Origin of the sequence: Marinomonas sp. (assembly GCF_965225885.1) — a bacterium.
Taxonomy (GTDB): Bacteria; Pseudomonadota; Gammaproteobacteria; order Pseudomonadales; family Marinomonadaceae; genus Marinomonas.
This window is the reverse complement of the sequence record NZ_OZ245329.1, coordinates 3,610,434-3,633,461: the sequence shown is the minus strand read 5'-3', so window position 1 is coordinate 3,633,461 and position 23,028 is coordinate 3,610,434. Positions and strand designations below refer to the sequence as shown.

At 44.0% G+C, this 23,028-nt stretch carries 23 protein-coding genes and 1 pseudogene; 14 read left to right on the top strand and 10 right to left on the bottom strand.

The window, feature by feature from the left end:
• Positions 1-195 precede the first annotated feature (195 nt).
• The 4 genes from ACO05V_RS17250 to ACO05V_RS17235 all read left to right on the top strand — a co-directional run bounded on the left by ACO05V_RS17250 (position 196) and on the right by ACO05V_RS17235 (position 4,049).
• Positions 196-1,350 carry an MFS transporter gene (locus ACO05V_RS17250; protein ID WP_421854351.1) on the top strand — a complete coding sequence of 385 codons (1,155 nt, stop codon included), beginning with the start codon at positions 196-198 and terminating at the stop codon, positions 1,348-1,350.
• A gap of 43 nt (positions 1,351-1,393) precedes the next feature.
• A complete protein-coding gene (locus ACO05V_RS17245; RefSeq protein ID WP_421854348.1) occupies positions 1,394-1,768 on the top strand; it encodes a Rieske (2Fe-2S) protein in 375 nt (124 codons plus the stop codon).
• Between the two features lie 36 nt (positions 1,769-1,804).
• Positions 1,805-2,935, top strand: a complete 1,131-nt coding sequence (locus ACO05V_RS17240; RefSeq protein ID WP_421854345.1) for an FAD-dependent oxidoreductase — start codon at positions 1,805-1,807, stop codon at positions 2,933-2,935.
• A gap of 118 nt (positions 2,936-3,053) precedes the next feature.
• A complete protein-coding gene (locus tag ACO05V_RS17235; protein ID WP_421854342.1) occupies positions 3,054-4,049 on the top strand; it encodes a fumarylacetoacetate hydrolase family protein in 996 nt (331 codons plus the stop codon).
• Positions 4,050-4,134: 85 nt separating this feature from the next.
• Here the strand turns inward: ACO05V_RS17235 and ACO05V_RS17230 are convergent, their stop codons facing one another.
• From ACO05V_RS17230 to ACO05V_RS17220, 3 genes are all read right to left on the bottom strand, one after another.
• Complete coding sequence (locus tag ACO05V_RS17230; RefSeq protein WP_421854339.1) at positions 4,135-4,920, bottom strand: cyclase family protein; 786 nt, start codon at positions 4,918-4,920, stop codon at positions 4,135-4,137.
• A 248-nt stretch (positions 4,921-5,168) separates the two neighbouring features.
• Positions 5,169-7,433, bottom strand: coding sequence for a glycoside hydrolase family 3 N-terminal domain-containing protein (locus ACO05V_RS17225; RefSeq protein ID WP_421854336.1), 2,265 nt, complete (start codon positions 7,431-7,433; stop codon positions 5,169-5,171).
• A gap of 36 nt (positions 7,434-7,469) precedes the next feature.
• Positions 7,470-8,750 carry a hypothetical protein gene (locus tag ACO05V_RS17220; protein ID WP_421854333.1) on the bottom strand — a complete coding sequence of 427 codons (1,281 nt, stop codon included), beginning with the start codon at positions 8,748-8,750 and terminating at the stop codon, positions 7,470-7,472.
• A gap of 508 nt (positions 8,751-9,258) precedes the next feature.
• On the opposite strand from ACO05V_RS17220, the gene ACO05V_RS17215 reads away from it, so the two are divergent.
• Complete coding sequence (locus ACO05V_RS17215) at positions 9,259-10,170, top strand: LysR family transcriptional regulator (RefSeq protein WP_421854330.1); 912 nt, start codon at positions 9,259-9,261, stop codon at positions 10,168-10,170.
• Here the strand turns inward: ACO05V_RS17215 and ACO05V_RS17210 are convergent.
• Entirely contained in the window at positions 10,154-10,462 is a 309-nt protein-coding gene (locus tag ACO05V_RS17210; protein WP_421857005.1) for a LysR substrate-binding domain-containing protein, read from the bottom strand. The two genes, ACO05V_RS17215 and ACO05V_RS17210, sit on opposite strands and share 17 nt — an antisense overlap.
• Positions 10,463-10,763: 301 nt before the next feature.
• Here ACO05V_RS17210 and ACO05V_RS17205 point away from each other — a divergent pair, with 301 nt between their 5' ends.
• Positions 10,764-11,027, top strand: coding sequence for a type II toxin-antitoxin system Phd/YefM family antitoxin (locus ACO05V_RS17205; protein ID WP_198666635.1), 264 nt, complete (start codon positions 10,764-10,766; stop codon positions 11,025-11,027).
• A complete protein-coding gene (locus tag ACO05V_RS17200; protein ID WP_421854327.1) occupies positions 11,024-11,287 on the top strand; it encodes a type II toxin-antitoxin system RelE/ParE family toxin in 264 nt (87 codons plus the stop codon). Before ACO05V_RS17205 ends, ACO05V_RS17200 begins: the two co-directional genes overlap by 4 nt.
• Positions 11,288-11,354: 67 nt before the next feature.
• Here ACO05V_RS17200 and ACO05V_RS17195 read toward each other — a convergent pair whose 3' ends face one another.
• Positions 11,355-12,236: a LysR substrate-binding domain-containing protein gene (locus ACO05V_RS17195; protein ID WP_421854324.1), complete on the bottom strand. Its 882-nt coding sequence runs from the start codon at positions 12,234-12,236 to the stop codon at positions 11,355-11,357.
• A 139-nt stretch (positions 12,237-12,375) separates the two neighbouring features.
• On the opposite strand from ACO05V_RS17195, the gene ACO05V_RS17190 reads away from it, so the two are divergent.
• From ACO05V_RS17190 to ACO05V_RS17170, 5 genes are all read left to right on the top strand, one after another.
• Positions 12,376-13,080, top strand: coding sequence for a CoA transferase subunit A (locus tag ACO05V_RS17190; RefSeq protein ID WP_421854321.1), 705 nt, complete (start codon positions 12,376-12,378; stop codon positions 13,078-13,080).
• Positions 13,081-13,108: 28 nt separating this feature from the next.
• Positions 13,109-13,774: a CoA transferase subunit B gene (locus ACO05V_RS17185; RefSeq protein ID WP_421854318.1), complete on the top strand. Its 666-nt coding sequence runs from the start codon at positions 13,109-13,111 to the stop codon at positions 13,772-13,774.
• Positions 13,775-13,822: 48 nt separating this feature from the next.
• Positions 13,823-14,998, top strand: coding sequence for an acetyl-CoA C-acetyltransferase (locus ACO05V_RS17180; protein WP_421854315.1), 1,176 nt, complete (start codon positions 13,823-13,825; stop codon positions 14,996-14,998).
• A 130-nt stretch (positions 14,999-15,128) separates the two neighbouring features.
• Positions 15,129-16,502: a short-chain fatty acid transporter gene (locus ACO05V_RS17175; RefSeq protein ID WP_421854312.1), complete on the top strand. Its 1,374-nt coding sequence runs from the start codon at positions 15,129-15,131 to the stop codon at positions 16,500-16,502.
• 277 nt (positions 16,503-16,779) lie between these two features.
• Positions 16,780-17,826: a lipid A deacylase LpxR family protein gene (locus ACO05V_RS17170; protein ID WP_421854309.1), complete on the top strand. Its 1,047-nt coding sequence runs from the start codon at positions 16,780-16,782 to the stop codon at positions 17,824-17,826.
• A 78-nt stretch (positions 17,827-17,904) separates the two neighbouring features.
• Here the strand turns inward: ACO05V_RS17170 and ACO05V_RS17165 are convergent, their stop codons facing one another.
• From ACO05V_RS17165 to ACO05V_RS17150, 4 genes and pseudogenes are all read right to left on the bottom strand, one after another.
• Positions 17,905-18,027 carry a hypothetical protein gene (locus ACO05V_RS17165; RefSeq protein WP_421854306.1) on the bottom strand — a complete coding sequence of 41 codons (123 nt, stop codon included), beginning with the start codon at positions 18,025-18,027 and terminating at the stop codon, positions 17,905-17,907.
• Positions 18,027-18,290, bottom strand: a pseudogene (locus ACO05V_RS17160) (3-oxoadipyl-CoA thiolase); the annotation flags it as partial. The gene ACO05V_RS17165 and the pseudogene ACO05V_RS17160, both read right to left, overlap by 1 nt.
• Before the next feature lie 74 nt (positions 18,291-18,364).
• Positions 18,365-19,198, bottom strand: coding sequence for a CoA-transferase subunit beta (locus ACO05V_RS17155; RefSeq protein WP_421854303.1), 834 nt, complete (start codon positions 19,196-19,198; stop codon positions 18,365-18,367).
• A gap of 1 nt (position 19,199) precedes the next feature.
• A complete protein-coding gene (locus tag ACO05V_RS17150) occupies positions 19,200-20,015 on the bottom strand; it encodes a CoA transferase subunit A (RefSeq protein WP_421854300.1) in 816 nt (271 codons plus the stop codon).
• 186 nt (positions 20,016-20,201) lie between these two features.
• On the opposite strand from ACO05V_RS17150, the gene ACO05V_RS17145 reads away from it, so the two are divergent.
• Entirely contained in the window at positions 20,202-21,002 is an 801-nt protein-coding gene (locus tag ACO05V_RS17145; protein WP_421854297.1) for an IclR family transcriptional regulator domain-containing protein, read from the top strand.
• A 334-nt stretch (positions 21,003-21,336) separates the two neighbouring features.
• On the opposite strand, the gene ACO05V_RS17140 is transcribed toward ACO05V_RS17145, so the two are convergent.
• Positions 21,337-21,957 carry a DsbA family protein gene (locus ACO05V_RS17140; protein ID WP_421854294.1) on the bottom strand — a complete coding sequence of 207 codons (621 nt, stop codon included), beginning with the start codon at positions 21,955-21,957 and terminating at the stop codon, positions 21,337-21,339.
• A gap of 125 nt (positions 21,958-22,082) precedes the next feature.
• Between ACO05V_RS17140 and ACO05V_RS17135 the strand changes: the two genes are divergently transcribed.
• A complete protein-coding gene (locus ACO05V_RS17135) occupies positions 22,083-22,982 on the top strand; it encodes a LysR family transcriptional regulator (RefSeq protein WP_421854291.1) in 900 nt (299 codons plus the stop codon).
• Positions 22,983-23,028: the final 46 nt, after the last annotated feature.

The window sequence follows — 23,028 nt, the reverse complement described above, 5'->3', positions numbered from 1 at the left end:
GAGCAGCACATTTTAGGGTGCTTGCAGAAGATAATTAGCGCCCTTAAATGTTGCCAATAAAGCGGCTTAAGCTGCCCCCACGATATAAAAATAAACAAAGTGGATGGTACAAAATATGTTGATAATTTCTTTAGTAAAAGGGAATTGCTTCCTAGCGGATCGACGAGAACCAGCCTCTTTCGTTGGAGGTGTAAAATGAGTCAACGTTTTGGTGTTAAGGGCAATATTGCTTTGATGGTTTCCCACTGTGCTGGGATGTTGGATCTGGTTGCCTTGCCTTTATGGATTGGTATTTTGGTGGCGTCTTATCACTTTGATACTCAGCAGGCTGGCGGTTTAGTGACCTTGTTTTTGTTCGGTGCAGTGTGTGCCAGTGTGCTAATTGCCCCTCGCTTTAAAAAGGTCAATCGTCGGTTAGTGGCGAGTGTTGGTTTTCTAATCTCTGGAGTGTGTTTTTTTGCAGCGTCTCAAACCGCGGAATATTTTCAATTGGCGCTGTTACATCTTGTCGCGGGTTTAAGTGCGAGTGCCGCGCTGAGCATGGCTCATGGCACTTTTGCTCGTGGTGAAAACCCTCATCGCTTATTTGCGATTGCTGGTTTTACCTTAGGCATATTGGGGTTTGTGTTTATGGGAGCAACACCAAACATTACCAAAGCGGCAGGTGGTGAAGCCTTGTTTCTTATTTTTGGCAGCATTATGACCATTGCCGCTGTGGTGTGTACGTTGGCTTTTCCTTCCGTCGTATTGGATGCGGATGAGAGCGTGAAAGCCAAAAAAGCCATTCCTTCCAGTGTTTGGTTCGGTATCGTAGGCATCAGTTTAATGGCCGTGACTCAGGCCATGACCTTTAGCTTTATGGAACGAGTCGGTAATGAACGAGGTTTTGATACCGATTCTATTACCTTGGTTTTGGTGGCGCTTGCTCTGATTAATATTGTTGCGGCGGCGTTGGCGGGTATTTTTCAAAAACGTTTTTCAACTAAGTTTGTCTTGTTTGCAGGTCCTGTTCTGCAAATTATCTTGTCAAACATCATGATGAACAGCAGTGGTTTTATCTTCTATGCGGTGTCAGCGTCCTGCTTTGTTTCCTTGATGATTTTCACCCATACCTTTGTGTTTGGTTTATTGGCTCGCTTAGATACATCTGGCCGTGCCATGGCTGCAACGCCAGCGATGCTGATGATTGGTGCTGCGGTTGGTCCGATTCTCGGTGGCACGATAGTGAAATTATTTGGTTACCACGGTATTGGGATTGCGGCGTTGGTCTTTGGCCTGATTTCCCTATTTTGTTTTATCTGTGTCTTCCGAACTCGTTCTTTGACTGCTCAGGCCGAGTCTGTGTCATGAGTAGGTTAATCGATTCTATTGATTTAAAGATGGATAACACAAGATGGCCGAACCGAATAAAACTCTGAATGAAAACATAGACCTTTGTCACATTGATGATATCGAAGAGGGGGCGTCGAAAGGATTTTTAGACGATGAATCGGGAAGTGATTTGTTATTTATCGTCAAGCAAGAAGGGCAATTGTTTGGCTGGCGCAATGCGTGCCCTCATGTGGATGGTGCGGCAATGGCGTGGCGAAAAGATGCTTACATGAATTCTCAGCAAACCTTTATTAGTTGCCATGCTCATGGTGCGTTATTTGAGGCAAAGACAGGTTTGTGTGTCCAAGGCCCTTGCCTTGGTAAAAGATTAAAACCGGTTCCCGTTTCTGTTGATCAAGCGGGAAATGTATCGATTTTACTAACGGATATTCGCTAATTATTAGCAATAACAAAAATAAGAAGGAGTAGTTAAATGGCTGCTGTAAATAAAGTATTGGTCGTGGGTGGTGGTTTCTCTGGTATGGCGGCCGCCATTAAAATGCGCCGCAATGGCATTGATGTGGATCTGGTTGAGATTGACCCTGAATGGTGTGAGCTAGGTGCCGGCATCACCATTAATGGCGCGTCTATGCGGGCATTAGAAAGCCTTGGTTTGTACGAGCAAGTGGTTGAGCAAGGTTGTGTGACTGATGGCGTAGAAATTCACTTGGCTCATGGCCCTTTAATTATGGAATTACCCACGCCAAGCCCTGTGGGTTCAAAGGTTGGCGGTAGTGGCGGTATTTTTCGTCCAACATTGGCGCGAATTATGTCGAATGCAACGATTGATTCAGGGGTGAATGTTCGTTTGGGTTGTACTTATACTGAGATTAAACAATCTGAAACCTGCGCGACTGTCACTTTCACCGATGGCACAACGAAAGACTATGATTTGGTGGTTGGTGCCGACGGCGTTCACTCTAAATTGCGTAAAGAGTTTTTCCCCGAAGTGCCTGAGCCTGAATACATAGGCCAGGGAGTTTGGCGTGCCATTATGCCTCGCCCAGAGGAGATTAATCGAGTGACTATGTGGATGGGAAGCCATCTGAAACTGGGTGTGAATCCTGTATCTGAAACCCATATGTATATGTTTATCACTGAAGATCGTCCAACCAAAGAGCATATTGATAAAGCTACTTGGCCTCAAGTGTTTGCAGGCTTGATGGAAAACTTCCCTAATCCAATTGTAAAAGCATTGATCCCGCATGCTTTAAAAGAGGAAGCGAATATTGATTATCGTCCGCTTGCTAATTTGTTAGTTAAAACGCCTTGGAACAAAGGTCGTTTAGTGTTGATAGGTGATACTGTCGCAGCGACAACGCCACATCTTGCATCTGGTGCCGGTATTGGTATTGAAAGTGGCATCGTGTTGGCAGATGAATTAGCCGCAAACGATTCTCTCGATGTAGCATTTGAACGCTTTCATGAGCGTCGCTGGGAGCGCTGCCGAATGGTCGTTGAGAATTCAGCGCGTTTGTGTGACATCGAAATCAATGATGGTGACAAAGCAGAACACTCGAAAATTATGGGGCAATCATTGATGGCATTAAGCCAGCCGATTTAAGCCCGTTTTTAATCAACTTCCCCCTTGGGCAGTGTGATGAAGATTTTTCTGAGCGCTGCTTTCTTTCGTTATAGACACTCAAGATAAAGACAGACGTATTCGTTTAAGGAGTAATCTTATGAAGTTCGCAACCTTACCTAATGGCACATTAGATGGTCATTTAGTGGTGGTATCAAAAGATTTGAGCAAAGCAGTGGATGCTAGCGCGATTGCGCCTAATTTATTATCAGTGGTACAGAATTGGCATAAATATGAGCCTGAATTACAGGCTTTATACGAGCAGCTTAATGCTGGCAAACTACAAGGAACGTTTGATTTTGACCCTAGTCTTTGTTGTGCGCCATTGCCAAGAAGTCCTCAGTGGCTGGATGCGTCTGCTTTTTTAAATCACGGCAAGTTGATGGAAGAAGCGTTTAATACTGATCCCATTGTCGATGCAGAAACCATTCCTGTCATGTATCAAGGTGCCAGTGATGATTTTCAAGGTCCTACCGTCGATATTCCTATGCCAAAAGAATCTGATGGCATCGATTTTGAAGGTGAGTTTGGCGTTGTGATGACGGAAGTGCCTATGTCGGCTTCTGTTGAAGAAGCTGCCAAAGCCATTCGTCTTATTGTGCAGATTAACGATTGGAGTTTACGTGCTCTTGGCCCTCGTGAAATGAATTCAGGCTTTGGTTTTTTGCAGGCCAAGCCGTCTTCCAGTTTTGCACCTGTGGCCGTGACACCAGACGAATTGGGTGAGGCATGGAAAAATGGTCGAGTTAATATGTCTTTGCATGTCACATGGAATGGCCAGCGTTTTGGCGAGCCTCATGGCAGTGAAATGAACTTTTCGTTTCCTCAGTTAATTACGCATGCTGCTCGAAGCCGAAAATTAACCGCTGGCTGTATTTTGGGTTCCGGAACGGTTTCCAATAGATCTCGAGATGCGGGCTCCGCTTGCATTGCTGAGCGTCGAGTCATTGAAAAAATCGATCTTGGTGAAATCAAAACTCAGTTTATGAAATTTGGCGATAAGGTTCGAATGGAAGCGATGTTTGATGATGGCAGTGAAGGGCCGTTTGGTGTGATCGAACAAAAAGTGGTGGCTAATCTAGTGAAGCCAAAGTAACAAAAAAATCAAAGTAACGACAAGCTAAAGAAATGGCGATTTATCTGCATAAATCGCCATTTCTTTTAAGAAAAAAAGAGTTCAATTAATCAAAAATAGCAACGGCACGAATAAAGCCAGCGGAACCATTTTTGATCTTATACGGGAAGCAAGACACCATAAAACCATCGGCTGGTAGGCTTTCCAAGTTGGACAGTTTTTCCATTTGTCCGTAACCAATATCACGGCCAGCTTTATGGCCTTCCCATATAATAGAAGCATCACCTGATTCAGCGAATTTTTCTCGAGTGTACTTGAATGGTGCATCCCAACTCCACGCATCGGTTCCAACCACTCGAACCCCACGTTCCAACAAATACATGGTGGCTTCTCGTCCCATGCCAACGCCAGCTTCTAAATAGCCGGGTTCTCCATAAATGCTACCAGCACGAGTATTAACCAAGACAATATCCAAAGGCTCAAGTTCGTGGTTAATGCGTTTTAACTCGGCTTCTACTTCTGCGGCCGTAATGATGTGCCCATCGGGTAAATCGCGGAAGTCCAGTTTCACGCCCGGCTGCAAGCACCAATCTAATGGCAATTCATCAATACCGTAGGCTGGTTTACCGCCGTCAGTGGTAGACGCGTAATGCCAAGGAGCATCCATGTGTGTTCCGTTATGCGCGCTCATGACCATTTTTTCAACAGCCCAAGCTTCGTTTCCTGGCATGTCTTCTTTGTTCAAGCCGGGAAACATGCCTGCCATTTCAGGCCAGCCTGCTTGGTGATCTGTGTAGTCTATTTTAGGTGAAAGTGGTGGTGGATCTGTGTATGGGTTGTTATCTAACGTGACGGACAAATCGACAATGCGTCTTGTTTTGGATGGTTTCATTGGTTACCTCTTTTTATTATTGTGCCTTTAATACATGGCAGTCGAATCAATCATAGAGAAAATAACGCTTCACTTTAAGTTGATAATAACCACATGAACTGTTGATGATATCAACTTGACTTTTGTGTTTTTAAATCAGGAAAAATGAGTGTTCGAATAGTTGAAAGAAAGAAAAATGGCGCTTTAGTAAAAGCGCCATTTTATGCCTAACCTGTTAGTGAAACACCTTGATTAGGTTTATTTGTTGATTAGTAAGTTAAGCCAAAGTTGTAATCAAATAAGGTGTCTTCTTTTGCGTATCCTGGTGCGTCTGGCGCATTTTCAATGACAGCTTTTAGGTTGTTGGGAATGGCAAAAGGCATTTTTCCTTGTGGTGCAAAGCGTCCAGAAATGACGTCCATGAGCGCTTTATTGTTGACCCCAAAACCAGCCAAAATAGCACCAGCGTTTTTCAAGCCACTTTCCTCATCAAGTACATAAGGATTACGGAAGTAGATGTTAAGAATGGTGTTTTCAGCTCCCACTTCTTTCATGACTGCTTGAATTTCCTCTAGAGAAGGCGATATTTTCCACGACTCTGAAGCCGCCATGCTAGTAAAAGAAAGGTTGTTTACTTCCCATGGAACGGCGCCGCCAAATATTAATCCTAGTCCAAACATATCATCAACACACAAGCGGTTGACCTGTGGGAACATGTTGCATGGATCTTCTGCCCCCCATGTTTTATTCGTCAATGGGTTGATATGTTTTGGGTTATTGCCTGTAGCGGCATCTCTTGTGCGATAACTACGCAACAGCGGGCTGGCGTTTTTTACTTCAACTCGTATTAATGCATAGTCACTGCCTGTTGCACTTGGTCTTGGTAAAGCCTTGCCACTCTTGTCCGTTGGTTCGCCATTTACGATGTGATAGCCGTAGGGTGCAATGTCTTTTGGTGACATTCCCATGACATAAAGGTGAGCACCTTGTTTAAGCGGTAGCACTTTTGTTTTGTCCGCTTGGGTCTTATTTTGTAGCAAGACAATGGACTTTTGCATAATGTCCATGGCTTTTTTCTGATGATTCTCATTGCCAATGATGCGTTCAGCAGCACCGTCATTCACATAAGGGTTCTCAAACAACCCTAAGTCAAACATCGGCGCTAATAGACGTTTTGCGGACTCATTGATACGTGCTTCTGTCAGTAGCTTTTGATCGACCAAGTCGGTAATGGTTTTTGCATCGTGGAAGCCTGAAATAGTATCCGCTCCAGCTTGGATAGATTGTGCGACTCGCTCTGGAACCGTTTTATCTTCCAGTCCCCATGCTCTGGCATCGACGATTCCGGTGTCAGTATTCACGTAACCTTTAAAGCCCAGTTCGCCACGCAATAAGTCGGTCACGATTTGTTTGGAGAACGATGAGCCTAATTGTTCGTACTTCACGCCATTATGGACAACGTCAATAGGGACGCCATAGTAAGGCATAATCGAAGAGACACCAGCATCAATCGCAGCTTGGAAAGGCTTTAGATGTTCTTCAAATTGACCCGCAGGGTAGACTTGGTTTTTACCAAAAGAATAGTGCGGATCGAGTCCCATTTCCTGTGGTCCGCCGCCGGGAAAATGCTTAAGCGTTAACGCAATATTGGTATTTGGGTTGACTGGCCCACCTTGTAAGCCTTTTACCAGTCCCGTCATGATGCTCGCATCTAGGTCGGCATTTTCAGTAAAGGTTTCGTGGAAACGGTGCCAGCGAGGTTCAGTGCCAAGGTCCGCCATGTAACCATACATGCCGCGTAATCCAATGGAGCGCCACTCGCTTCCGGTGACCTCTGAAAAGGTTTTAATCACCTCCATACCTTTTCCTGGGTGAAGGGCTTCTTCGCCCAAAACGGCTGCAGCTAAACCTGGCTCTTTCGGAAATTGGGTAAAGGCCCCCGCCGCTTCGTTAATTCCTACTTTGGGGTCTTTATCGAAATGGTTTCGCGCATTGGATTTCTGTAAAACGGGAATGCCCAAACGGCTGTCCTCCGCCATTTCTTGGATGTGGTTCATATAGTGAGTGGATTCGGCAGGCGTGAGTGAAGACCCTGCAAAAATACCTCGATCAGGTCCGCATCGAGTGTCGTTAGTGACCACGTTACGGAAAATAAAACGACGCATGTTCTGGCTTTTGATGTAATGCTCTGCCGTGTCTTGTGGCAAGCCTTCACAGCCGCTGTTAAGAGTGTCAATCAGCATTAAGCCAGCTTTTTCTTGTAACGTCATTTGGTTGACTAGATTGTCGACCCGAAGCGGCGTCGGTAAACGCCAATCTTCATATGGGTCGAGGCGACCATTTTGATTTAGGTCTTTAAAGGTTAAGCCATCAATAGTGAGCTCAGGTTTTATTTTGCTCACTAAGTTCGCTTGTTTGGTGTTAGCTTCCTCGGCGATATTGCTTTGAGGATTTGTGCTGCAACCTGCTATTAGGGCAATTGCGCTGCTTATAGTCAGCAAACGCTCCACTGATTTTATTGTTTTTTTAGCCATTATTATTCTCATTTTAATCATGCAATATAAAGGGGATTAGAATTCGTAGCTTGCTTTGGCTATGACAGTTGAACCATCAAAGTTATTCGTTTTGCCGTTACTGTCTAAGAAAGGCGTGTTGTCTCTGTCTCGACGAAAAGAGGAGTTAGGTCCGCCAACTAGGCTAAGTTCAAGCCCCGGAACAGAGTTAGGTGTATAGAAAACCGCGCCGCCAAATTCATATTCGTATAAATCTTGTCCTTTATATTCAAAGCCAAAACCATAGCGGGCAAGCAAGGCGAACTTCACTTCTTGGCTGTATCGATGAAAATAATTCAGAGCTATAACGCTTTCTTGGTCGTTGTAAAAGTCTTTACTGACGCCGTTGGTAATGGTGTCATCGTTGCCTTTTGAATTGCCTGAAAGATTGTTTTCAAATCGACCTAAGCTGTTCTTTCTGTCTGCTGAGACATAAGCGTAGCCAACAGAAAAAACACCGGAAGGTAAAAAGAAATCAGTCTTTATTTCTGCAATATAGGCGTTGTCATCAAAGAAGCGATTACGATCAGATTGCGCTTTGTATTTAGATAGCGCTTCAGCATGAAAGACTTTGGCGGAGACTTTTTTAGCCGTTAGTTGCTTGCTGTAGCCAAAGAACTGACTTCTTACATAGTCTTGGCCTTCCCCAATATAGTATTGAAAAGATTGACCATCGTTTTTGTATTCAGCCGCTATTGTATAGATGAAATCTATTTCTTTTTTGTCTTTTGTTACTAGGTCATCAACATCTGTATCATTCGGTGGTGTATGAGCAGTTAGATAACCAGCTTTAACATTCCATTTTGCGGAATCTATGTCAGCCGTTATGCCATAGTAAGCGCTATCGGTAATGTCTCCATCACGCGTCACTGCGCCGAAGTTCTTCAAAACTCGAAGACCTTCATACAAGTTGATATTGGTATTGTTGTCCGTGGTAAATTTTTGCTTTAGGAAAGCCTGGGTGACTTTATTAAACCCTTCAGCACTTCTTTTGTCATTTACCTTAAAATATTGCTTAGCGAAGAATGAGTCACCAGTCTCAATCGGTTCAACCGCTAATAAGCTTAAATTAAAGCCATAATGATCATCCACATACACTGAATCAAAGTCATAAGTAGCGGACTGCGCCCAATTTAATAGGTCCGAATTGCCTGTTTTATCGTAACGACCACTTCTGGTGTCGTCATAGGTATTTTGTAATTTAAACTTATGATCACTGTCTTGTAGAAAGTCGATAACACCTGCGTTTACGTAAGTAATAGGCGATAAAATACATAGTGCGATAGCTGTTTTTTTCATACGTTTCTCTTTTTTTATTTTTATATTTTTTGCTTTTTTTAAACGAGGTACCCACATTGCCTAAGCTCAATAGCGCTCAGCTTGATGCTTTATGTTCACTGTGACAGTAGCGTTTTGTGGCGCGGTTTCGTTTAGCTTGCTGGTGCATTAATCAGCGTTAGTGAAATCGAAAAATTGGCCTGGATTGTTGACGTGTTTCATAGAACGGCTGGCGTTTTTTTTGCCACTGGGGGAAAAGTAGATTCATCATATTAACTCCAGATTATTATTTTTATTGTGGTTCAATTGGCTTGCTTGGCTGCACATAAAACCTATGGTTAAGCAAGTCATCACACTTGATAAAAATCATGGTAGAGAAAAAAATTATATTCTTTAAATGAATAATATCTCTATTAACTATCTATGGTATCGATTTGACCATTGTGATAATAACAAGGCAGATTAAAAAAAAGAGTGTGGTGTTTCACACACGACTAACTTGTTCAAACGAAAAAAGAGAATAAAAATAATGCATTTTCGAAAACTTGATCTGAATTTATTAGTGGCGTTGGATGCTCTGATTCGTAACCAGAATGTGAGTCTAGCGGCCGAAGAATTACATCTCAGTCAATCCGCCATGAGTAGCTCTTTATCTCGATTACGTCGCTATTTTAATGATGAGTTGTTAATCCAAACGGGGCGAAAAATGATGCTGAGCCCTCTTGCTGAGCAATTGGAACAGCCAATTCGTGACATCTTGGTAAAAATAGACGCTTCCATCATGCTCAAACCGGGCTTTGATCCAACCACATCTGATCGAGAATTTCGTATCTGTGTGTCAGATTACATGCTGCACACCTTGATTCCTCATGTGATTGACATGGCACAAGCGCAAGGTTGCACAGTGAAATTGAATTTCTTACCTCAGGTGAGTGATCCAAAGAAAGAGCTGGATCGTGGCGAAGCGGATTTACTTATCATGCCCGATATTTTTTGTTCGGATTTTCATCTCAGTGAACCCTTGATCACTGATGAATTTGCTTGTGTTGTTTGGGATCAAAGCGATTTAGCAAAAGGAGAAATGACGATGAAAACCTTTGTGTCGTCAGGTCATGTTTGTATGCAGCCGCCGAACTCTAATCCGTCTTTTGAAACTCATTCTTACGAATCACAAGGTATTTCACGACGGGTCGATGTGCGGACGTTTAGTTTCTCATGCATTCCTAACTTGATCGTTGGCACTAACTTAATCGCTACTTTGCAGAAGCGCTTAATTGATAAGTCCATTGCGCAAGGAATGGCCTTAAAATCATTTCCAACACCAGTTGCCTTGCCCACATTGCGTGAAAGTATGCAGTGGCATAAATACCAAAATGCCGATTTGGGCATTATCTGGTTAAGACAATTGATGCTGGAAGCGGTAGCTAAGCATATGTGTTGATCAGCACATCCAGCATAGCGGCAGCGGCGATGGATAGGTTGGACCTAGGCTGGCAGATGACGCCAACTCGTCGACGAATTTCGGGATTAATTACTGGTCTGCAAATGGCGCCTTGTTCTATGGCTTGTTGTCGACACAGCGCTGGGACAACAGCCACGCCCATGCCTTCGCTGACCATGCGTCCTACAGTGGCAAGTTGGTGAGCATCAAAAGCAAGGTTAAGTTCGATCCCTGCCTCATTGAGTGCACTTTCAATCATGGTACGAACGCTGGAAGGGCGTTGTAAAGTGATGAAATCGTATTCTAAAAGTGCTCGCCAAGAAATCGTGTCTTGGGTTTCCAGCGGCTTAGAAAGCCACGCATAATCGTGACACCATTTCGTCCATGTTCACCGCCGAACAGGCGGCTTAGGAAAAACTTCTGGGTGGGTGACCAACAAAAGATGAGTTTCACAGTCAAACAGGAAATTTTGTTGGGATCGTAAATGCTGTTTTGGCAGATTACGGTCGTGCCTCCCTCATGCAGCCCTACGGTTTGTTATTTACTCCAACAAGAATAAGTGGTACATTATTCGGTACGTTTTTGGAGGGTGAATGATGATTACAATAACGGCAACAGAAGCAAGAAAAACGTTTTTTGAGCTTATTAAGCAAACGAATCAGCAACATGACATTATTGAAGTGCAGCATAAATCAGGCAATGCCGTCATTATGTCAGCTGAGGATTATGAAGGTTTGCAGGAAACACTGTATCTTTTGTCGCAACCTGATTTTAAGCAGACGTTTAATCAATCTGTTCTTGAAGCAAATGCGGGTGAGGTAGTGAGCTTTGAAGAGGTGTTTGGAGAGCCTTTGTGAGTGGTGAACGCTATCAGATTGAGTTCACTAAGCAGGCACAAAAAGATGTTGCCAAGCTCTCACCAAAGTTAAAGAGCAAACTCAAAGATATTTTGCGGCATAAAATTGCGGTCTCACCGGAGACCGGAAAGGCACTGGTGGGAGATTTAAAGGGCTATTATTCTGTTCGTCTTAGTTTCCAAGATCGTATTGTTTACCGAATTGAAAATGATCGTTGTGTTGTGTTGATTGTTCGAGCAAAAACGCATTATGGTGCATGATTTTGCTGGTAATGGTGAGGCAGTCTAATAGTTTATCCAAGGTTATTGTGTCTCAAGCTAGTTGCGATCAAGCATAAGTATCCATCAACACATCCAGCATAGCGGCAGCGGCGATGGATAGGTTGGACCTAGGCTGGCAGATGACGCCAACTCGTCGACGAATTTCGGGATTAATTACTGGTCTGCAAATGGCGCCTTGTTCTATGGCTTGTTGCTGGCAAAGCGCTGGAACAACGGCAACGCCCATGCCTTCGCTGACCATGCGTCCTACAGTGGCAAGTTGGTGAGCATCAAAAGCAACGTTAAGTTCGATCCCTGCCTCATTGAGTGCACTTTCAATCATGGTACGAACGCTGGAAGGGCGTTGTAAAGTAATGAAATCGTATTCTAAAAGCGCCCGCCAACAAATCGTGTCTTGTTCTTCCAGTGGGTGATCTTTTGGCAAGATCGCAATGAACCTGTCTTCATAAAGTGGATGGAAAGACAAATCAACAAGGTTGCTTGGCTCGAAGGAAATTCCCAGCTCCACTTGGTTGTTACGCACCATTTCCACTACCACATCGGATAACACATCGTCGATGGCGACCTGAATATTTGGGTACGAAGCATGGTAATTACGAATGGCTTTTGGTAGCAACGAAGCAGCAAAAGATGGCATGGAAGCGATAGTGATTTTGCCCATTTGTAAGGCAAAACGTTGCTTCATTTCGTCTTCGGCGTTTTCCCATTGCGCTAATAACCGTCTGGCGATTGGCATTAAGGCTTCACCTTCCGGTGTTAAGGCAATATGGCGTGTCGTGCGAGTCAGTAATTTCCCCCCTAAATTATCTTCTAGGCTTTTAATCGACAGGCTCAACGCAGGCTGTGACAAGTGCAATTGCGTGGCAGCACTGGCAAAGCTCATGGACTGAGCGACAGCTAGGAAGGCTTTTACTTGTTTTACGTTCATTTAAGAATACTTCTTTGTGATTATTGTTTTGAAAAACTTATTAATAAATAGAAAAAACAAATTTAATTAATTTATCGCCTTGGGTCAAACTGGTTGGAAGTTAAAAGTTATCTAAAAATAATAAGACAGGAGAATTAATATGGCCGGTTTTGACAAAGTCGTCGCTTCTTATGAAGAAGCCATGATCGGGCTAGAAGATGATATGACGGTACTTGCAGGCGGTTTTGGCCTGTGCGGTATTCCAGAAAACCTGATTGCTGAAATCAAACGCAAAGGCACAAAAGGTTTGACCGTAGTGTCGAATAACTGCGGTGTGGATGGTTTTGGCTTGGGCATTCTGCTCGAAGACAAGCAAGTTCGCAAAATGGTGTCGTCGTATGTGGGCGAAAATGCCCTGTTTGAAAAGCAATTATTGAATGGCGAACTGGAAGTAGAACTTACTCCACAAGGTACGCTGGCGGAAAAAATGCGCGCTGGTGGCGCGGGTATTCCAGCTTTTTACACCGCCACTGGTGTCGGTACGCCAGTCGCAGAAGGCAAAGAAACCAAAGAATTTAATGGCCGTGAATACCTGTTGGAAGAAGCCATCGTCGGCGACTTCGCCATTGTTAAAGGTTGGAAAGCCGACCGTTACGGCAATGTCATTTATCGCCACACCGCACAGAACTTCAATCCTTTGGCCGCAACCGCTGGCAAAATCACCGTCGTAGAAGTAGAAGAAATCGTCGAGATTGGTGAGTTAGATCCTGCCCACATCCATACGCCCGGTATTTATGTGGATCGAGTCGTACTCGGTACATTCGAAAAGCGCATCGAAAAAAGAACCGTTAAGACAGCAGAATAAAATAACAGAATAAAAAAAGAGGTTTCTTATGTCACTTACTAGAGAGCAAATGGCGCAACGTGTCGCCCAAGAATTACAAGACGGTTTTTACGTTAACCTTGGTATCGGTATTCCTACCTTAGTCGCCAATTACGTGCCGAAAAATATGGATGTCATGCTGCAATCAGAAAATGGTTTGCTTGGTATGGGCGAGTTTCCTACCGAAGAAACCATTGATGCGGACATGATCAACGCCGGTAAACAAACGGTGACCACAGTGAAGGGCGCGTCGATATTTTCCTCCGCTGAATCTTTTGCCATGATCCGTGGCGGTCATGTGGATTTGACCGTGTTGGGTGCCTTCGAAGTGGATGTGAGCGGCAATATCGCTTCGTGGATGATTCCTAATAAGTTGATTAAAGGCATGGGCGGCGCGATGGATTTGGTCGCCGGCGCAGAGAATATTATTGTCACCATGACGCATGCTTCTAAAAATGGTGAATCAAAGCTGCTGTCTAATTGTTCTTTGCCTCTGACTGGCAAAGGCTGTATCAAAAAAGTCCTGACAGACTTGGCTTGGCTCGAAATTGAGAATGGCGCTTTTGTCTTGAAAGAAAGAGCTCCGGGTGTTTCAGTGGAAGAAATTATTGAAAAAACCCAAGGTAAACTTATTGTGCCGGATCATGTGCCGGAAATGACGTTTGTGGCTCTATAAGTAATAGAGCATCAGACGAATCGCAAATAACAACTACAGGAGCTTTTTATGAAAGCCGTCATCGTTGCTGCAGCAAGAACACCTATCGGTGCTTTTAATGGCGCTTTATCTTCGTTGAGTGCGGTGCAATTAGGCACTCAACTCTTGTCTGGCATGTTAGCCAAACAACCTATTTTGAAAGATCACATTGAAGAAGTGATTTTAGGCCAAGTACTGGCTGCTGGCTGCGGTCAAAACCCTGCACGTCAAACCGCTATTCATGCTGGCTTACCAAAGCATGTCTCGGCTATGACGATTAATAAAGTCTGTGGTTCTGGCTTAAAAGCGGTGCAACTTGCAGCTCAAGCTGTATTGAATGGTGATGCAAGCATGGTCGTTGCAGGTGGACAAGAAAGTATGAGCCAAGCGGCGCATGTATTGCCAAATAGTCGCTCCGGTAAAAAAATGGGCAACTGGGAACTATTGGATTCCATGGTGACCGATGGTTTATGGGATGCGTTTAACGATTATCACATGGGACAAACGGCTGAAAATATCGCCAATCGTTGGGATATTAGTCGCCAAGAGCAAGACGCCTTTGCAGCAAATTCTCAACAAAAAGCGGCGCAAGCACAGGCTGCTGGTCGATTTGTTGAAGAGATTCTGCCGATCTCAATTCCTCAGCGTAAAGGCGACCCCGTTATTGTCGACGCGGATGAACAAATTCGTCCTGATACGACCGCGGAATCTCTTGGCAAGCTGCGTGCAGCGTTTGCCAAAGAGGGCACTGTCACCGCAGGTAATGCGTCTACTTTGAACGATGGCGCTGCCATGGTAATCGTCACATCCGATGTGGAAGCGAAACGCTTAGGCTTGCCGATTCTAGCGGTTATTGAAGCCGCGAACAGCGCGGGGGTTGATCCTGAAATCATGGGAACAGGTCCTATTGCCGCGACGCAAAAGGTACTCAAAAAAGCCAATTGGAAAGTGTCTGATTTGGATCTAATCGAAGCCAACGAAGCCTTTGCTGTACAGGCTTTGTGTGTCAACAAAGAGCTTGGTTTGGATGCTAGTAAAGTGAACGTGAACGGTGGCGCGGTGGCCTTGGGTCATCCGATTGGTGCTTCTGGTTGCCGAATCTTGGTTACCTTGCTCCACGAAATGCAGCGCCAAGACCTTAAAAAAGGACTGGCGACCTTGTGCATTGGTGGCGGAATGGGCGTTGCTATATTGGTTTCTCGTTAATAAAATTGGTACAAAAAATCTAATTAATAAACGTAATAAGTGATACAGAAAGGTGGCTCCTAGTGAGTCTCTCTTTCTGTTTTTTGCCTTTTTCGTCCAATAAAAAATATAAAAAAACAGGATAAAACTGATGAATACTCTCGAACAAAAACAAACGGGTTTACAAAAAGTAAGCCAATTCTTCGTTACTTTGCTGCAGCGTTACCTTCCTGACCCTTTTATTTTTGCCATCGTTTTAACTTTCGCCGTGTTTTTGTTGGTGATGCCGAGTACTGGGCAGGGACCAATGCAAGTGGTAAACGCTTGGGCTGGTGGGTTTTGGAACTTACTTAGTTTTTCGATGCAGATGGCGATGGTGGTTGTGACTGGCCATGCCATGGCAAGTGCGCCAGCGTTTAAGCGTAAATTAGCTATGTTGGCAGGGGTTGCGAAAACACCAGGACAAGCGATTATCTTGGTGACTGTGATCAGCGCGATGGGGTGTTGGGTTAACTGGGGGTTTGGCTTAGTGGTCGGTGCTATTTTTGCCAAAGAAATTGCTGCTCGTGTAAAAGGTGTCGATTACCGGTTATTGATTGCTTCTGCTTACAGCGGCTTTTTGTTCTGGCATGGCGGTTTGTCAGGTTCTATTCCCTTGTCTATTGCAGGTGGTGCGAATATTTCAAAGGTGACAAATGGTGCGGTGACCGGTCCTATTCCAACCTCTGAGACAATTTTCTCAACCATGAACTTAACCATTTTAGCGGTTATGTTTGTCACTATTCCGTTATTGAATCGTTTGATGCATCCAGCACCACAAGACACGGTTACGATTAACGCTGAATTATTAAAAGAGCAAGTCGTCGAGACCCCAAATAAAGCGGATATGAGTCCGGCAGAACGTCTTGAAAATAGTCGGGTTTTGTCTTTGCTTCTTGGTGTGATGGGCTTTGCTTATGTGATTTACTATTTTGTGAATAACGGTTTTGCTCTTAACTTGAATATAGTCAATTTTACCTTCTTGTTTTCAGCTGTTTTGCTTCATGGAACGCCAAAAAGTTTGTTGAACTCGGTTTCTCAAGGAGCACGTAACTGTTCTGGTATTCTGCTACAGTTCCCATTCTATGCTGGGATCATGGGTATGATGACAGCAACGGGTGATTCAGGTGCGTCGTTGGCTGGCGTGATTTCACAGGCGTTTGTTTCTATTTCTAATGAAACCACTTTCCCTTTATTCACCTTTTTAAGTGCTGGTATTGTTAACTTCTTTGTTCCTTCTGGTGGTGGCCAGTGGGCGGTACAAGCACCAATCATGATGCCAGCAGGTGCTGCGCTGGGTGTTGATGCTGCGAAAACCGCCATGGCAATTGCTTGGGGTGATGCGTGGACTAACATGATTCAGCCATTCTGGGCATTGCCAGCGCTGGCAATTGCAGGGCTTGGCGCAAAAGATGTGATGGGTTATTGCTTGATGGCATTGATCGGTTCTGGAGTGATTATTTCACTAGGATTTTTGATTTTTTAAGATATCTTTCTGATCTAAGATTGTCTGCCATTTTTATACTTTAGCATTAACCAAAGCCACTATTAGTGAACGACTGATAGTGGTTTTTTTAGTTTTACGAACTGACTATTTATTGACGCTAGGCTTCGTTTTATTTGCACAAAACGGTCAAATTAGAGCTAACTCAACCCATAAGTTTCCTTTAAGGGTTTAATTGTTATAAATGCTTTTTGCACCAGTTTTTACCATAAGACCTCTTTATAATTTGCTCAATTCCAAGCGTTCATGTAGGTGAAAAATGGCAAGTTTGCAAACGGTAAATCGTCATATAAATGCAGGTGTGTTTAAAAAGAAAAGCACGCTTTCAATGAAACATTACTTTTTAAGTCTGTCTTTATTAGTGGGTACGCCAGTTTTTGCGGATGCGAATTGGGTGTCGGCAACGTTAGATAATGATTTTTTTGTCAATGAAGACAATGGCTATACCAATGGGCTTTATGTTTCATGGTATGACGTTCGTGACAGCGAAACATCTGATCACAGCCCCGATTTTTGGGTGAAGCCATTAATGTGGAGTATGCCGTCAGGCTCATTAAAAAGCTCTGCTAATATTTATGGCTTTGGTCAGACGATAAATACAGCTGATGATATTGAAATTCCAAATCCGCCTGAAAATGATTTTCCCTATTCTGGCTTATTAAGTTTTAACAATACTTTTATCGCCAATAGTGGCGATCATGCTGACCGAGTCAGTACGACATTAGGCATTGTTGGGCCTTTGGCTTTAGGTGAGCAAACACAAAAAGCAGTACATCGTATTATTGATGCTCAAGAGCCAATGGGTTGGGATACACAGTTAAAGACAGAAATTGTTTTCGAATTATCCCGAAGCCGTATTTGGCGATCTTGGGCATCTGAATCAGATAATATGGACTTTTTAAGTGGCGTAGACATGAGTGTTGGGACATTGAAAAGCTCTGTCAGCACTGGTTTCATGTTTCGTTATGGACGGAATTTAGAAAATTCTTACGCGACAGTTTTGCTGACGGAAAACAGAATGTCTAACCCAACAGCTGTAGAGGAGGGTTGGTTTGTTTATGCTGGAGTAAAAGCAAGCCATACTTTTAATCAAATTTTTACGGACGGCAATACTTTCCGTGACAGTCGATCTATTGATTACAACCATAACAGCAATGTCTTTACCTCAGGCTTGACGTACTCATGGGGCGAATCGGCTTTATCCTTTGCGGTTAATTCCCCTTTTACTATTAACGGCAGTGATCAAGATAAAAAATTTGCTGAACAAACCCGCTACGGAACGTTAACCTTTGCTTGGCAGCTTTGATTTGTTTTATATAAGTTCGACTTAAGAGCGTTATCCTAACGCCCTTAAGTCGAAGCATAGATCACTGAGAGCAGATCACTAAGAGATAAAGTTTTTAAGCAGACTGGTGAGTTGATCTGGTGATTCCACCGATGGAACATGACTAATCTGATTGATAACTTCTAGCTTGTCGACTTGCAGCAACGAAGCGAGAGTTCCCATTAGCTCCGCTCAATTAGCATAGCAATGCCTTGTCCGACGCCAATACACATGGTGCAAATAGCATAGCGTCCACCAGTACGTTTTAACTGCATAGCGGCGGATTGTAATAGACGAGCGCCTGACATACCTAATGGATGTCCAAGGGCAATCGCGCCGCCATTTGGGTTAATGCGTTCATCTTCCGGTGAAAGTCCCAATTCTTGTATACAGGCTAACCCTTGCACCGCAAAGGCTTCATTCAATTCGATCACGTCCATGTCGTCTGGGCGCACGGCCGCAAGGGAACCTGCATAACGGCCAACGGCTGAGCGTTTCGGGTGACAGATGTAAACAGAGCTCATATTGCCTCCTGAGCACTGTGTGCTTTTTCAGTTCGTGCTTTTAATTCGCGTAATACGTGCAGTTCTTTTTCGCTTGGTACTGGTGTGGTCTCAAGCGCCTCGGCGAATTTAATTTCCCAACCTGTGGCTTCAATGATGTCTTCTTTTGTTGTGCCAGGATGCAAGCTAGTAACGATCAGTTCTTTGGTCGCTGGGTCTGGTTTTAAAATACATAAATCCGTAATAACCACGCCTGGGCCACGACCGATATTTGGTAAATTATCGCGGCCTTTGCCATCACGGCCAAAACCAATCGTAGTGATAAAATCCACGTCTTTTACAAAGGTACGTTTTGAATGTTTAACGGTAATAAAGACTTCTTTGGCGTTGGTAGAAATTTCCGGAGCACCACCACCACCCGGTAAACGGACTCTTGGATTTGCATAACTGTGAGCGCCATTTTTGCCGCCTTCAGGATGATTAGCCGCAATAACCGTGGTATTCAAATTGGCAAAACGGTCGATCTGCGCTGTCCCTAAAAAGCCCACATCGATGTGGCCACCTTGTAGCCAATAACGGAACATTTCTGGTACAGATACGGTGGTGAGAGCCGATTCACACAGTTCGCCATCACCAATAGACAACGGCAGCACATCGGGTTTGGTTTGCAAGGTGCCAGATTCGTAGATCAAGGTAACATCAGGAGCATGAGTCAAGCGCGCTACGTTAGCGGCTTCGCTAGGCAAACCAATTCCCACAAAGCAGGTCATGTTATTGGTTAAGGCGCGTGCTGCAGTGATGGTCATCATTTCAGCAGAAGTATATTGAGTCGTATCGTTATGGGTTGTCATATTAAACATCTCCTTGGCCAAACACATGGGATTCCAACCATTGGTTGAAGCTGTCTCTGTCGCGACTGATGTTGTCCCATTGTTTGTAATAGTTGTTGTCTCTGTCGTAATAGCCAAGCGTATAAGAAGGTTTCGCGCCTTCTGGTGCAACTGCAATAGCGTCAATTGTCCATGCTGGTAAGACGCAAGCGTTTGGCGTGACTTCCAAGTTATCGACAATTTCTTCTACCGTGACAATGCTGCGTTTGGCTGACAGAACAACTTCTTTTTGAACACCAATAATTCCTTCGATAAGCACATTGCCTGCGCGGTCTGCTTTTTGCGCATGAATAATGCCCACGTCAGGTTTAATGGCTGGAATAGCTGCCAACTGTTCGCCAGTAAAAGGGCAAATTATGGAGGCAATCTCTTTGTTGACGAGAGGTAACTCACTGCCCACATAGCCTCGAAAAACCGCTAATGGTAAACCTGCAGCGCCAGCTTCATATGCATTCGCCATAGCTGCATGACTGTGTTCAACCGTTTCTAGCGCGCAAGGGTAATCATTTTCTATAGCATCACGAACACGATGAAGCGAGCCAACGCCAGGGTTTCCGCCCCAAGAAAAAGTTAATTTTCGAACACAGCCCGCGCCGACTAATTGGTCATAAATCAGATCGGGTGTCATACGAATTAGGGACAGATTGCGTCGTTTCTGACGGATGATTTCGTGCCCTGCGGCGAAGGGGATTAAGTGGGTAAAACCTTCAAGTGCAATAGTGTCACCATCTTTTACATAGGTAGCGACAGCGTCTTTTAGTGTCATAAACTTCGTCATAATGTATCCTGTTCGTTATACGAATTTAAGTTTGCAATGCGAACAAGATAAATCAATCTAAGATTAATGGTCAAGCCAAAATTTTGTATTTGTCTTTTTTTAACTGGATTTAGATAAAAAATGCGCTGAAAAGTCTCTTCCCTCTAGCGAGCCTGTAACGAATCATAAATAATGGCGGGGTTATTAATGGCAATGAGTAAACTGGGTATGAATGAGGAAAAGCTGTCACCAGATCATAGAGATTATGTCGGTGCATTGGCATCAGGACTGGATGTCATCATGGCATTTGATCCGAAGCATAAGGAAATGACGCTGTCTGAAGTGGCCGAGCAAACAGGCATGGACAGAGCCAAAGCCCGACGTTTTTTGCTGACTTTGCATGCGCTCGGATACATTAAGCGGGAAGGGCGGCAGTTCATGTTAACGCCAAAAGTCTTAGCGCTCAGTTACGCCTACAATGCCAGTAACGATCATCTTAATGTGGTTGAGCATTATCTGCATGATATTACCGCGCGATTAGGTGAATCTTCGTCTCTCGCTGTGCTGGATCAACAAGACATCATGTATGTAGTTCGTTCGCCTGCTGCTCATCGTTTGATGTCGATAACCCTAAGTGCAGGGACACGGTTGCCTGCTGCTTATACTTCTATGGGTCGTATGTTGGTTGCGAAGTTGCCACTTGAAAAACAAAAAGGCTGGCTCAAAAATGTGTCTCTTGAAGCCTATACTCAACATAGCATTGTCGATAAATCAGTTTTTGAGCAGATGCTTGCACAAGTCGCTGAACAGAATTTCTGTGTGGTAGATCAGGAGCTAGATCTTGGCCTACGTTCGTTGGCTGTTCCAGCGTTCACTTTTGATGGATCCTTGCTTGGGGCGATTAATCTCAGTACTAATGCATCCCGAGTAAGTCACCAAACTTTGATAGAAGAATACTTACCTGTGCTGCGGGAAGTGGCGGAACAAATTCGTCTGCATACTAAATAACCTTGTCGTCATTAGTCGTTATAAAACTACTTTGGCGATTCTCAAATTATACGGCCGCTTGCAAGCCAAATGCTTTCTTAAAGCTATCAAATAAAACCCCAACGTACATTTGTTTGTTGGTATATTCGGAGTGTCTTATAGATCCAAGCTTAGATCGCTATGATTGCTTGTTTACTCATTGCACTCGAAAAGCATGCTTTTTAAAAGAGCTGAACAGTGCAATGAGTAATAGGAGTCATGTCACCAATACTTGGTTTAAAGTAGACTCAGCTTCATTCGTGCCTTTGCGCAAAGGTCTTTATTCATTATTACTGGGAATTTTTAATGCGAGTGCTTAAACCAAGCCGGCCAAATAGCTTTTCCATTCTTCTGCTTTGCCATAATAATTACTGTGTGGCAGACGCATTAAACGATTGTCTTTTTCGATAATAAACGTAGGGTATCCGCTAACTTGCATTTGCCCCATGAGCTGATGACTTTCTGCGAGTTTATGATTCAAGGTGGTTTCGGACTTGGCCATTTTTTCGTTCCAGATGGTTTTGTCTAACCCTAATGAAACCGCTAATTCTGCGAGCACATCCAGTTCATGTAGGTGTTTGCCCTCTTGATAATGGGCGTTTTGTAAAGCGGCTAGCATCGTATGATTATCGAGGCCCATTTCCTCCCCAACAATAATGGCTTGGGTGGTTACAAGAGAATCCACCACATAGTCTTCAGGCCCTTTTACACGGGCAATATAGTTGTCGCCAAAATGTACTTTTGTCATTTGGGCTATTTGCTTATCTGCTTGTAAAATATGCTGCCTAAAAGACGGATCAATCGCGCGTTTAGGGATCATACCGCCCGGATGATAAACAACTTCAAACTCTGGCATTTCTGCTAATACAGCAGTGAGAGACGCCGCGGCATAACACCAGCCACAAATAGGGTCGTAGAAATAATGAACTCTTGTCATAGATGGTTACCTTTCTGGATAATTGGATTTTATATGTTGCTAAGAATAAAGAATTATTTTGCTCGGAAAAACACACAAAAACGAGCATGATTGTTTCTTAAATCGTTCAAATAGCTAGGTTCAATATGGATAGAGTCACTGCTGCCAAAGTGTTTATTGATGTTGCTGAGTCGCGAAGCTTCTCTCGCACCGCAGATCGTTTGAATATGTCGCGCCCAATGGTCACGCGTTACATAGAAGCAATGGAAGACTGGTTAAAGATTCGTTTACTGCATCGCACAACACGAAAAATATCGCTGACCAGCGCTGGCGAAGCCTGTTTAAAAGACGTCGAGCTTTGGTTGGAGCAAGCCGATAACATCACTTCCTTGGTAAATAGCAGTGATGAATTGTCTGGCTTGGTGCGAATCACCTCCAGCATGTCGTTTGGTTTTTCTCAACTCATGCCAGCGATTCAGGGTTTCATGGCGAAGCATCCTAAAGTTCATATTGATATTGATTTAGAAGACAGCACCGCAGATTTAACCGAAAAAAGTATCGATCTTGCCCTGCGTATCGCCTCGAACCCAGATCCTTCCTTAATAGGTAAACCCATTGCCGTTTGTGAATCTGTGCTGGTGGCGTCTCCGGTTTATCTTGAGAAAGCCCGTCAAATCATAGGCGAGATCAAACATCCGCAAGACTTAATAAACCACGATTGCTTGGGTTATAAAAACTTTGAACGTCATATTTGGCATCTTTCTAAAGGTGATCAGTTTGAATCGATCAGCGTAGACTGTCGTTTAAGTGTTAACGAAGCCACAGCGCTTTTGCATGCCACCTTGAACGGAATGGGCGTTTGTCTGCAACCCACTTATTTAGCCAATCGCTACATTAACGATGGCAGCTTGTGCCATGTCTTACCGGAATGGAAACCCAAAGACCTGATTATCTATGCGCTTTATTCGTCTCGAAAGCATTTATCGCCCAATGTTCGCGCCTTGATTGATTATCTAGACAGCTATTTTGCTAAGCATCCTTGGTAATAATTTACCCAATAACAATGAAAGGATTCCGCATCTTGGATTGTCA